The organism is Natronogracilivirga saccharolytica (assembly GCF_017921895.1).
Classification (GTDB): Bacteria; Bacteroidota; Rhodothermia; order Balneolales; family Natronogracilivirgulaceae; genus Natronogracilivirga; species Natronogracilivirga saccharolytica.
Genome location: NZ_JAFIDN010000006.1, coordinates 1 through 12,538 on the forward strand (window position 1 = coordinate 1; position 12,538 = coordinate 12,538).

Annotated in this window: 6 protein-coding genes and 1 CRISPR repeat array; of the genes, 1 reads left to right on the plus strand and 5 read right to left on the minus strand. The window is 47.1% G+C overall.

Annotated features, from left to right (window positions below):
* Positions 1-156: 156 nt before the first annotated feature.
* Positions 157-1,906: direct repeats of the CRISPR family, unit length 36 nt; unit sequence GTTGTGGTTTGATTCAAAGATGGGATGACCGATATT.
* 104 nt (positions 1,907-2,010) lie between these two features.
* The 3 genes from cas2 to cas9 all read right to left on the minus strand — a co-directional run bounded on the left by cas2 (position 2,011) and on the right by cas9 (position 6,696).
* Entirely contained in the window at positions 2,011-2,316 is a 306-nt protein-coding gene (gene cas2 / locus NATSA_RS08665; protein ID WP_210511717.1) for a CRISPR-associated endonuclease Cas2, read from the minus strand.
* Between the two features lie 29 nt (positions 2,317-2,345).
* On the minus strand, positions 2,346-3,233 hold the full coding sequence (gene cas1, locus NATSA_RS08670; protein ID WP_210511719.1) for a type II CRISPR-associated endonuclease Cas1: 888 nt from the start codon (positions 3,231-3,233) through the stop codon (positions 2,346-2,348).
* 85 nt (positions 3,234-3,318) lie between these two features.
* Entirely contained in the window at positions 3,319-6,696 is a 3,378-nt protein-coding gene (gene cas9, locus NATSA_RS08675) for a type II CRISPR RNA-guided endonuclease Cas9 (RefSeq protein WP_210511721.1), read from the minus strand.
* 619 nt (positions 6,697-7,315) lie between these two features.
* Between cas9 and NATSA_RS08680 the strand changes: the two genes are divergently transcribed.
* Positions 7,316-9,592: a PAS domain-containing sensor histidine kinase gene (locus NATSA_RS08680; protein WP_210511723.1), complete on the plus strand. Its 2,277-nt coding sequence runs from the start codon at positions 7,316-7,318 to the stop codon at positions 9,590-9,592.
* 59 nt (positions 9,593-9,651) lie between these two features.
* On the opposite strand, the gene NATSA_RS08685 is transcribed toward NATSA_RS08680, so the two are convergent.
* Both NATSA_RS08685 and nagB read right to left on the minus strand, forming a co-directional pair.
* Positions 9,652-11,628: a DUF4954 family protein gene (locus NATSA_RS08685; RefSeq protein WP_210511725.1), complete on the minus strand. Its 1,977-nt coding sequence runs from the start codon at positions 11,626-11,628 to the stop codon at positions 9,652-9,654.
* Between the two features lie 5 nt (positions 11,629-11,633).
* On the minus strand, positions 11,634-12,443 hold the full coding sequence (gene nagB, locus NATSA_RS08690; protein WP_210511727.1) for a glucosamine-6-phosphate deaminase: 810 nt from the start codon (positions 12,441-12,443) through the stop codon (positions 11,634-11,636).
* Positions 12,444-12,538: the final 95 nt, after the last annotated feature.

The following is a 12,538-nucleotide window of genomic DNA, read 5'->3' on the forward strand; positions in this document are numbered from 1 at the left end:
GCTCGGATTTATAAGCTTGTTTATGCTTTTTTCCAGCCCAATTGTCTGCGAAAAGAAATGAAAGAAGACGTTTGCCGGATTTTTCGGTTCCAAAAATTGAAAATGAGCACTAACTCACGGAATCAGGAGTAATATAAGCACGTATATACCCAATGTGTTGTGGTTTGATTCAAAGATGGGATGACCGATATTGCCCCCGAAATTCAGAAACTTAATCAAGAAGTTGTGGTTTGATTCAAAGATGGGATGACCGATATTCTTTTCAATGGCATTATCAATTATTGCTTCGTTGTGGTTTGATTCAAAGATGGGATGACCGATATTGCTTTGCAGTTGCGCTCCAGTGAACCTACGGTTGTGGTTTGATTCAAAGATGGGATGACCGATATTCTACAATTTAAAACGCTGCAATCAGCGGTAGTTGTGGTTTGATTCAAAGATGGGATGACCGATATTACATGCTGATATCGCCATTCTCAACGCGGAGTTGTGGTTTGATTCAAAGATGGGATGACCGATATTACGGGGGGGGAGGATGAAATTAGGAGCCGAGTTGTGGTTTGATTCAAAGATGGGATGACCGATATTAAAGGACAAACTAAGATTACACTTAATGGCGTTGTGGTTTGATTCAAAGATGGGATGACCGATATTTCACCAAACAAGTGGGGTCGTTACTGTATCGTTGTGGTTTGATTCAAAGATGGGATGACCGATATTGTCAACGGTTAGCCCATCGCCGGACTCCAAGTTGTGGTTTGATTCAAAGATGGGATGACCGATATTAGTACATGTGGTACGTCTTCATTTTCTTCTGTTGTGGTTTGATTCAAAGATGGGATGACCGATATTTTTGTTGTTTTCCTCTCTGATTCGTTTGTGTTGTGGTTTGATTCAAAGATGGGATGACCGATATTCTTTCTGCCTTCTTCTTTAACTCCCTGTCAGTTGTGGTTTGATTCAAAGATGGGATGACCGATATTTTACCCCTGTTCCCGACGGGTCTTCAAGCAGTTGTGGTTTGATTCAAAGATGGGATGACCGATATTTGTGATTTTATATTGGTGGTTGTGCCCGCTGTTGTGGTTTGATTCAAAGATGGGATGACCGATATTATAGTCATGTAGCTCGTCAATGTCCCGCAAGTTGTGGTTTGATTCAAAGATGGGATGACCGATATTAACTTCTGCTTACTCAATCAAAAAGAAGATGTTGTGGTTTGATTCAAAGATGGGATGACCGATATTGCCGCCAGTCAGTCACCCATAGCCAAAGAGTTGTGGTTTGATTCAAAGATGGGATGACCGATATTTTGGAAGGTATGGTATGAAGGCACCCCGGAGTTGTGGTTTGATTCAAAGATGGGATGACCGATATTTTTTATCCATCTTTCTGTAAAGGTTGCCGCGTTGTGGTTTGATTCAAAGATGGGATGACCGATATTTTTTATCCATCTTTCTGTAAAGGTTGCCGCGTTGTGGTTTGATTCAAAGATGGGATGACCGATATTACACTTGCTTCGCTGTTGGCACTACAGGCAGTTGTGGTTTGATTCAAAGATGGGATGACCGATATTAAATTAGACCTTAGCGAACCAGATGTAGCCGTTGTGGTTTGATTCAAAGATGGGATGACCGATATTTTCTTTTTATCGTACAAATCCCAAAATTCAGTTGTGGTTTGATTCAAAGATGGGATGACCGATATTCGAAGGCTTTCCAATAAGTTTCCCTACTTTGTTGTGGTTTGATTCAAAGATGGGATGACCGATATTCCGTTTTTCATCATTCCACAGGACACCATAGTTGTGGTTTGATTCAAAGATGGGATGACCGATATTTTTGTGTGTTGTCTGGCGCTATCTCAGCATGTTGTGGTTTGATTCAAAGATGGGATGACCGATATTAGTTGGTCTTGTAACCTTCTGATAGTCAGTCATATACTTGGATATCGGTTTAGAAAAAAATGCCGGTTTATGTCTGTCATACAGCATATTTCGGCATTTTTTTTCTAAAAAAGCTCAATTTGTGGCGGTGCATTGGCAACGGGTTGGCTCTTTTTTCCCCAGTAATTTCTGATTTTTCCATATTGTTTATCAGTTACTGATAGAATACTTACATGGCCATCAGACGGAATAAAACTCTTAACCCGTTTCATATGAACAGCCAGGCTTTCTTTACTTGCACAATGCCGGCTGTAAACAGAAAACTGCATCATGGTAAACCCGTCATCCAACAGTTTTTTCCGGAATTGTGTTGCACGGCGACGTTCTGTTTTTGTGGTAACCGGTAAATCAAAAAAGACAAATAGCCACATGACTCGATATGCGCTTAATCTTGAATGACTCATACTTCAGGATATTTCAAACCTTTTTGCTCTCCTTTCAGACATCGTACCAATGATGCGGTTGTTTCTGTCAAAGCAATCATCAGCGGACGTTTTTTTCCTTTCATCTTCACGTCCGTTGTCAAAATTTCCAGTAAATCAGTTTTATGCTCGGACTTTAGTTCATCAGACATCATTCCGCCATCGCAATATTCACACACTGCCATATCTACAAATGGTCTGTATGGTTCCATGATATCATCGGCCAAACAAAATGCGTTGTATTTATTCCGGTGGTGAATCCCAAGTGTTGGGTGTAGTCCTGATCCGGCTAACGCACGAGCCACAGCCGCACGAAGAACCGTATACCCGTAGTTCAAGTAGTTGTTCGGTGGTGGTCCATATCGCAACCTGACGAACTCTTGGCCAAATAAAAACGGCCAATAATAGCGTGCCGCTCTTGCCTCTTCATTACTCCCATCGCCACTTTTTACCTTACGTGCCATGTATCGCAGCGGCTCTCCGTCATAACCCAAAAAGTCCAGAACGGATGCCTGATTCCATATTTTCATTTTCACGGTTTGTTGCCATAGTTGCTTTTTTAAAGGCACTCCGGCTTCAATCTGGGCTCTGAAATGTTCCGACTGCACCTGATGTGCGTCAAGGTTTAGCAACATTGAGGAGGGATGGTGTCTTTGATCACAAAAAATCACCGCAGTATTGTTTTTATTCAATAGCTGGATCACTGATTGCGTAAACGTAATCTGTGGATGATCGAATAGTACGAATCCTAAATCTTCAATCGGCCGTTGGCTCACCTCTCCGGTCTTCTTTGTTGTAATCATCAGTTGCTGATGTCGGGTATTCAGGTGGCAAGCCGACTGGAAAAACAGTGTCTTCTTGATCATACCAGGCCTCCTCTCTCATTCTCATGATGAACAGTTGGGTTGGGAAACGGGTAAAGACAAAATTTAATACGTCATTACTTTAAAGCTAATAAACCTTCAAAAGACCTGATGGTGTTATTCTGACTTTAACAGGATTCAGTTCCTGCCATTTTTTTAAACTTTGTATTCGACACTCTTGATCAGGAAAATTCAATGTAGATGCCAAATGATGACGGAATACATAATAACCTTCCGAGACCTTTTGCACACGGTATAAATGCGCCCCAATTACATCGGTATCGAAACGCGAAACATCAGGGCTCTCTTCCGGCAATCCAATTACAAACATGTCGTTGATCTGCAACGTGGTTACAAATTCTTCCCCGTCATCCGGAAGCTTAACTACCGGCTCTCCCTGGGTTTTGCGTTCTACAGCTGTCCAGAAGGTGACCGTGTCTTCTTTTAAGTTTCCTTTATTGTCTCGATAGATCAATACGTGATGATTATTGCGGGGATTGACAAATTGATTGATATCCCGCAGCTGTTCAGCCCCACCCAGATTTTCCCGCAGCCGAACTTTTTTAACCGGAACCGGATCTCCATTTTTATTCGGCAAGTGAATCATCGGAATTTTACGCCCCTCTTCGTCCGCTCTGAAGAAAGTTTCGTTTGGAACATTTTTGCCTTTTTCGAATCCGCCCATCTTCTCAATACGCCTGTGAATTATTCCCCTTACAACCGGATCCACAATTTTCTCAACCTGTTTTTTTGTAGTGATACTTTCTAATGGCTTGCGTACATGATAGGCATGAGCACCTCCATTTGTTTTTCGCTTGCCAAACACCGTCTCCTTGTGCAACTGACCTCGCGCAGCAATGCCGGTATTGAAATAGGTTTTTCCGTTTTTTGTAGTTTTATGGGTACGCCTGGTTAACACCGTATTGGTTTTTCGATGCGAAATTAAAATGCGGTTCACGTGATAGTCCACCTGCTGGCGGAAATCTTCCCATGGCAAAGGGAACTCTTTGAGGTCGTATGAGCGGTGATACCTGTTCCAGCGGCTGAGCTCTTGCAGATAACCGACATTTGTGCAAGCCATAACCAGCGCATCAACAGCATGATGGCGGTGATCTTCTCTCGACTTTTCATCGTCAAGACTGAGTATGCTGTTCAACCCCCACTTACTTCTCAGATTTGATGTCATTTGACCCGGAGCTACTACAATATCCCGGCAAATTTTCGATAAATAGCTTTTCGCCTCCCGGCTGATGTATCGCGTATCATTAAGTTGCCGGCTTTTGAAATCACTGTCGTGTTTTTGCTTGATAAATTGCTTGAACTTCAGATATGCCTTGGGATAATTAGGCTTGTTTTTAAAACAACTCAATGCTTGTGCCTTGATTTGTTCCCATTTTTCTTTACCCTGCTCGTTGTGATAAAACTCGTATGGCGTCCGGTCGCCCTTGGCCCGGTTTTCATCAGCAAAGCAAAGAGTTTTATTCATGAAACTGTCGTTCAGTGATTTACTCCAGGGATGGATGTGCTCTATCTGAACGTCACCTGAAAATAGTTGATTAAACTCAATGGATCGGCCGGTGAACGGACATGTTTTGTTACATTCTTCCCACAGTTTGAATTTTAATATATTACTATGTGAAATGTCCTGGCCGGCATTGATCAACTCCTTTTTGACCCGGTCGTTCTCCCGTTCCAGCCTTTTCTGTTCCCGCCGAATGTCATTTCTTTTCGACTTGGAAATCTTCAGATCCCGGGCCAGCTCAATCTTGATTTGATCGAAAGACCCGAAACGGTCAATGAGTTCGTTTACTACCTTTCGTAATTCAAAAAGCGCAGCTATGACAACAGGGTTTTTTATGCTTTGGATTTCAATATCTGCATCACGGCCTACAGGCAGCTTTTCCAATAATTCCTGAACTCTAATGTTCGTACTGTGGTGGTACAGCTTTTTTAGCTGCTTATCCGTCATCCCGAATTCGTCGGACAGAAATTTTCGCAATGTATTTATATAACCGCCTTTGCTATTCTGAGGCATAATATCCCAGATGTTGTCGGAAATTAGCGTCTTGCTTTCCGGATCGAGACGCTCCCATTCCGCACCAAATGCATTTTTAATACCACCAAGTGTAACGGCCGTGTCGTATGTAAAACCCTGCTTTAAAAAAGGAAGTATATTCAAGATGGCTTTCCTGCTTAAATGCGAATACTGATCATTTCCATTGCCAAGCCGGAATTTGCAAAAGTCTGCCGCCTGCTCTTCCGAAAGTCCCCACTGATCTTCTCCCCGCTTTTTCAATTTTTCTTTGTCATCGTAGAAGTAAAGGTCATGCCATACAGCCTCTTGTTCATCAAGTGTAAAGTCATCCCAGCGATTACCGAAGATTTTTTTTGATGACAGTTTTGATATGGTCAAACTGCCTGCAATTTGGTCGTCATTTTTGTAATTGAACTGAAACTCACTTCCTTCCTTGTTGATCGCTTTTCTAAGCACACTGAATTTGACCTTGGCCTTCTTCTTTAATTGTTCAATTAGTTTTTCACGGTCATCAATATTCAGTTTCTTACCATTGCACTCTACGGTATTTACCCACTGATACATCCTGAAAAGTTCAAACACAATGGAACTTCGAAGGCATTTGGGCTTGCTCGGCTCAAATGTACATTTGCCAACCAGGTGTTTTTGAGAACGGAGAGGTCGCTGATGAAATAAAACACCGTCTTCTTTGTACCCGTCCTGTGTTCGTCCACCAATAGCCGCTTTCAGCTCATCAGTTAGTTCTTTATGATATGTGGCCTGGTTGGTCCAGATAGATTCAAATTCGTCGATATACATTTGACGGGTTGTATACCGATTCCTGATCCTGTCTTCCGGCTCTTTATACGACTCCCCATCTTCCGGATACAATTTATGGAGAAACTGTCCAAGTGTTTGATCTTTAATTTGGTCCCTTGTTTCCAGAATACCTTTCTTCCCCTCTTTCGGCTTTCCTTCATATATCGCACCATCTTCATCACCCGCACTACGACTGTTACTCTGATAACCCCTTCTCTGAATCAGATGATAAAAAATTCGTCCGAGTTCATGAAGTGAGACTTTTTGATCCAGGGCTCTATTTCTCAGTTCATACGGATTTAATGCCAGCCAATCCCGAACCTCATCCCTGGCAAATAAGCGATCGGTATTCCAGGTCTTAATCTCCTCTTTTTCAAAGGGGCACATATTATGTGAAGCCAGGATTTTTAAAAGGTAATTTTTCCGCACTCTGCGTCGAAAAAACTGACGCCTGCTGCTTCGTGCATCTCTCCTGGTGGCGTTTTTTGAAATTTCACCTTCGCCGTCTCCGAGATTTTCCACTCCTTCCGGGAATATTCGCGTCCCCATTCCAAAAATAGTTTCATCTTCATCGTTAACTACTGCCCACCCGATGGAACTTGTTCCCAGATCAAGACCTAATATTCTACTCATTTCTAATCTCCATGATGTATAAAAATGCGTCTCATTGCCGATAATTAAATAGCAATAATTTGTATATAAGAAAAAAAATTATTTAATTGGTAACAAGATTTTAAGAATCCCATCTTTGAATCTTGTCACAATAAGGCTATATGCCGCAGGTTTTTAACCTTTAGCCCCGCCTACCCGGTGGGGCTTTTTTTATGCTGTTTCGTCATTTCTGGTTTCACCTGGATGCTCCGTACTATCAAATAATCCCATTAGTATCTAAAATCGGAAAGGGTTTAGTGATGAATTCTTTGCATATTTGATGTTTTTCTGCAAATATTGGCCTATCAAAAATTCCTTGATGATATAAGCATTACTATCAAAGAGATGCTGTTGATATATAGGAATGAGACGCTCGTGAACAATTCGAATCATGAAGAAATTTAAGTTGTAAATATTTTACCCGCCCTCAGAATTATTTCGAAGCATAATTTTATTTTCGAAAAATACTTTTACTTTAACGTAAAATTCAGTTTCATAGAGAGACAAGGGGATTTCATCATGTATTATTTAACCATCAAACGTCCGGAAGTGCAGCACCTGATTTCCTGACCTCTTTTTGTCACCGCGATATTGACAGCCTATGAAGAGCGGATCGCATACTACTATTCTGCTTGTTGAAACGCAGGAGCAATCAGAGCGCAATTTTCACCGGGAACTTACAGAACATGGCTATGATGTCTTAACATGTGCTTCGGATACCGATGCGGAGCAGGCAGCCGGCGAGCTTCCTGATGATTCGCTTGTCCTTTTTTTGCTGCCATCCCGAATCACTGAGGCAGTGGATGCATTGTTCCGTACCGCTGCTGAGATCGGACAAACCCATGACCTGCCCGTCGTCTTTCTCACCGGCCGCACCGATCCGCAAACCCTGGAAAAAATCCAGGCAGCCAGCCCGTACTGTTTCATTAAACCGGATGAATCCATCCACGAAATTTCCGCCTGCCTTTCACTCACCATGCAGCACCACGGCAGGCACCGGCAGCTGCGCAGCGAACTGGAGCGCAACAAGAAACTGCAACGTGAAATTCAGGAAAGCAGCGAAAAGTATCACCGCCTGTTTCACACCATCACCCAGGGAGTGATCTATCAGAATCCCGACGGCACCATATCATCGGCAAACCCCGCAGCCGGAAAGATTCTGGGACTTTCAGCAGATCAGATGAAAGGCAAAACGTCGATGGATCCGCGCTGGAAAATGATCCGGGAGGATGGCTCAAAAGTCCCCGGTTCCGAACATCCCGCAATGATTGCCCTCCGCACCGGAAAAAAAACAGGTCCGGTCACCCGCGGCGTTTACATCCCCGAACAAAACAGATATACCTGGCTTAAAATAACCGCCATTCCCCTGTTCAAGCCCGGAGCTGACAAACCGTTCCAGGCCTATGCCACCTTCGAGGATATCACCACCCGCAAGCGATCCGACGAAAAACTGCGTAAACGGGAGCAGCGGCTCCGACACTCGCATGACCTGATGCAATACATTATCGAGCATAACCGCAGTGCGGTAGCCGTGCACGACAAGGATCTCAACTATGTTTATGTAAGCCAGCGGTATCTGGACGTCTTCAAGGTAAAGGACCGCGCCATCATTGGAAAACATCACTACGAGGTGTTTCCGGACCTGCCGGAAAAGTGGCGCAAGGTGCATCAAAAGGCCCTTCAGGGCCATACCTCAAGTGCCGAAAATGACCCGTTCTACCGTAGTGACGGCACCGTGGAATGGACCCGCTGGGAATGCCGGCCCTGGTATGAGATGGATGGCTCTATCGGTGGCATCATCATCTACACCGAGGTGATCACCGACCGCAAGAAAGAGGAGGAACGGTTCCGGCAGATCATCGAACTCAACCAGACGGTTATCTGGGAACTTGATACGAACGGACTGTTTACGTTTATCAGCCCGATGGCGGAAAAAATCTGGGGTCATAAGCCGGAGGAGGGTCGCGAGGCGTTCCGTGAGGAGACGCTCACCCGCATTCGCGCCGGAAACACATTCCAGGATCACCTCAATCCCGTCCAGAGGCCTGACGGCAGCATCGCCTGGGTACTCACCAATGCCATGCCCATATATGATGATCGCGGGAACCTGCTGGGTTACAGAGGCTCCGACCAGGATGTCACCGAACTGAAGATGGCTGAGGAGCAGGTCTGCCAGAGCCTGAAGGAGAAGGAGGTCCTGCTTTCGGAAATCCACCACCGCGTGAAGAACAATATGGCCGTGATTTCCAGCCTGCTCACCCTGCAGTCTGAATTTTCCAGTCAGAAGAAGAACCCTGACAAGCTCATTCAGAGCCTGCAAACAAGGGTGGCATCCATGGGGCTCGTTCATGAGCTGGTCTACGAAAGCAGCAATTTTGCCGAGATCGAAGCCGGTGAACTTCTCCGACGGTTGGTGGAGTACCTGGACACTATCTACGAGCCGGACGAGAAAAAAATCACCGTAAAGGTATGGTCCGATGATATCATGCTCACCATGAACGAGTCGGTGCCCATGACGCTGTTCATCAGCGAACTGGTCACCAATGCCTACAAACACGCTTTCCGCGGCTGCAAAGGCGGTAATATTGATGTAGTTTTCGAAAAGTTCAAGGAGGGCCGGCGGCTGGTGATCCGTGATAACGGAAAAGGGGTGCCGGATGTGGACACGCTGAACAATCCGGAGAGTTTTGGATACACCATCATCCACGGACTGATCCAACAACTGCGGGGAGAACTCATGTTTTCAACCCCGCCTGAGGGCGGACTCACAGTGGAGGCCCGGCTGCCGGATAAGAAATCCGGCAGCAATAAAAGAAGCAAAAGAAGCAAAGGAAGCAGCACCGGAAGCAGCAAAAAGAGCAGCGGAACGGCTTCTTGAAACCGCTGTTGTCGATGCGGCCGCAAGCAGCATCCGCAAGAAACGGCCGGAAACAGCGGTCATTTGACCAGTCCGGCTTTTTTCTTCAGTGCATCCGCCTCCTCCAGCACCTCCTCGTTCTCTTTTTTCAGTCCGGTCACAAATTTATTGCCTTCGAAATCGCCGCGAACCGCTGCAAAGTCGCCATCCGCATCGCCCGACAGGCCGTATCCGATCCTGCTCCAGATATCGAACTCCTTTTTGGCATCGTGCACGATCATATTGTTGCATTTGACCGTCTGTTCGGCACCCTCGTCTATGATCTGCGCCAGCAGGGCGGGACTCCAGCTGTCGGCCGGCACCCCATGCCACTCCTCGATGAGTGCGGCACAGTAGGCCCAGATGTATTCATCGGTTTCGGCAGCCAGCCCGGCAACAGCCGCTTCCAGTTCGGCCGTGTCGGCAAAAGCGCCCGAAGCGATGTTCTCCTGCAGTCTGGTGTAAAGCACTTCGGGCAGATACATGCCTGCCGCATCCACCCATCGATCGCACACCTTGTCCCGGTCAAACTGCAGTCCGCGCAGCAGCTTTTTCTGACTGACCGGAAGATCCAGGCTGTTCAGGCGCCGCATCAGCCCCTTGCCCATGAACATCCTGATTGCCATTTCGTAATAGCGCGCGCAGGTCTTGAGCAGCAACCGCTTGATGTAAAGCCCCTTGTAGTGGACCATGTCCTGCTCTTTCGACGCCTTCTCGCGCAGCTCTTTCATGCGGGCGAGTCCGGCTCGCACCTTGCTGATGATGTACGGATGGAAGAGATCGAAATGGACCTGATCGAGTTTGTCATCGCCCATGCGCCTATCGCGGTTCGGCCATTTTTCGGTGTCGCGCCGCGTGCCGACGGTAAACAGGTTCATCGCCGGCGTGAGCATCGAACGCCCGTTCATTTCGGTGATGTAGGAGAATGGAAATTCCGATCCGTCAAACGAATCGGGGTGCTTGCCGATCACCGCGGTGAAGGGCCCGATGTGCATCGGCCAGCCCATATAGCTGAACGATCCGGTTTTCACGCCGCGATCAAGCACGCCCTGGTGCAGCGGGCCGAGCTTGTACATGTGGTTGCTCTGGTTGGTGCCGCTGCCGATGTTGACGAAGGAAGTCACCGCGGCAATCAGCAGGGTTGATTTGTGATGTGTCACGCTGTACGGACCCGCAAACAGGCTCACCGCCTCACCGTGAAACGCCTCGCTGTTGGCGAAGAACACGGAGTTTTCAGCCGAAAACTGCTTGCCGATCTTCACGCCCTGTCCCACAAAGCAGTTTTTCAGAACCGCACCGGTCTCGACCACCGAGCCGGACTGGATGATCACATTTTCAGCGATTACACCGGCTCCCACGGTCACCGGCGCCTCTCTCGAGCTTACCAACGTAACCTCCTCCAAATGCCGGGCATTGCTGATTTTGGCGTATTCACCGACATCGAGATTGCGCAGCACCCCGCAGTCACGGATCTCGGTGCCGGTCCCGATGTGCCCCTGCTCCGAAACCTTGCTGTCCGCATACGCCCCGATCATCTTCTCCAGCTGTTTAACCAGCTTCTCGTTATGCCGGCAGGTCGCCATGATGAAGGCCACCTGTGCAGACAGCCGGTCGTACATCATCACCTCGCGTCCGCCTGCCTCATTCAGCACTTCGATCTCCGTGCCGTTGCCGAACGTGGTCTTGCCCGTGACGGCAATCGTGCCCACATTCCGGATTACCGATCCGGTGGCCACCCGGTAGCCGGACAAAAACTGCACCGAGGCAATAAATATATTATCCTCCAGTACCGTATTGTGCAGCGTGGTGTGATAAATGCCACACTGCACGGTTTCGCCCTCCTCGAGTTTTATCTTTCCGTCAAAAACCCCGAGTTTGTTTCGTCCCGAAAAATAGACGTTGCGTACCCGATCGGGACTAAATCCCTCCACGACCAGCACATGATCCCAGTCTTCGGCCAGACAGCCGTTGCTTTTCAGGATCGCCAGTTCATCGTTGTTCAGGTTTCTGTACGTCATGAGTTTCAGACCTCCGGCAGTTTACTCAGTGCTTCCCGTTCGATGTCTTTGAAATATTTTACCGTACCCACTTTCAGCTCCATGGTAGCCTCTTCGTCACAGAGAACCATTCCGTGAGGATGCAGCTGCAGCATCGATGAGGTCCACATATGGTTTACACCCTCCTCGATCATCATCCGCATGGCGCGCGCCTTTTTGATGCCTTTGACCAGAATAGCCACCTCTCCGGCATCCATCACCGTACCCACGCCGACCGTCAGCGCCGTCTTCGGCACCCTGTCCACATCACCGTCAAAAAAGCGTGCATTGGTTACACGTGTATCGTAGGTCAGAGTTTTCAGTCGTGTCCGTGAGGAAAGCGACGACCCCGGTTCATTGAATGCGATGTGCCCGTCCTCGCCGATGCCGCCGAGAAACAGGTCGATGCCGCCGGCCTCCTTGATTTTCTCCTCGTAGTTCCAGCACTCCTGCTGCAGGTCCGGTGCATTTCCGTCAGGAATATTGATCTGTTCCTGCGGGATGTCGATGTGCCGGAACAGGTTATCCCACATGAAATAGTGATAGCTTTGCGGATGGTCCTCCGGCAGGCCGACGTACTCGTCCATGTTGAACGTGATAACGTTCCGGAACGATACCTTGCCGTCGTTGTAGAGCTTCACCAGCTCTTTGTAGGTGCCGACCGGCGACGAACCGGTGGGCAGTCCGAGCACATAGGGGCGGTCTGACGTCGGGTTCGCCTTTTTGATCTTGTGAACGATGTAATGGGCCATCCACTTGCTCATCTTGTCATAATCGGGGAAAATCAGGTTTCTCATACAAACTCCTTTTTATCGTGTTTTTTTTGATGTGAAATTGAATTGATGTGATTCTGAAATAATGTTGTGATCTGCAATCATTTTATAAATCACTG

Coding starts and splice junctions, on each gene's coding strand:
- cas2 (WP_210511717.1), bottom strand. CDS start 2,316: ATGTGGCTATTTGTCTTTTTTGATTTACCGGTTACCACAAAAACAGAA.
- cas1 (WP_210511719.1), bottom strand. CDS start 3,233: ATGATCAAGAAGACACTGTTTTTCCAGTCGGCTTGCCACCTGAATACC.
- cas9 (WP_210511721.1), bottom strand. CDS start 6,696: ATGAGTAGAATATTAGGTCTTGATCTGGGAACAAGTTCCATCGGGTGG.
- NATSA_RS08680 (WP_210511723.1), top strand. CDS start 7,316: ATGAAGAGCGGATCGCATACTACTATTCTGCTTGTTGAAACGCAGGAG.
- NATSA_RS08685 (WP_210511725.1), bottom strand. CDS start 11,628: ATGACGTACAGAAACCTGAACAACGATGAACTGGCGATCCTGAAAAGC.
- nagB (WP_210511727.1), bottom strand. CDS start 12,443: ATGAGAAACCTGATTTTCCCCGATTATGACAAGATGAGCAAGTGGATG.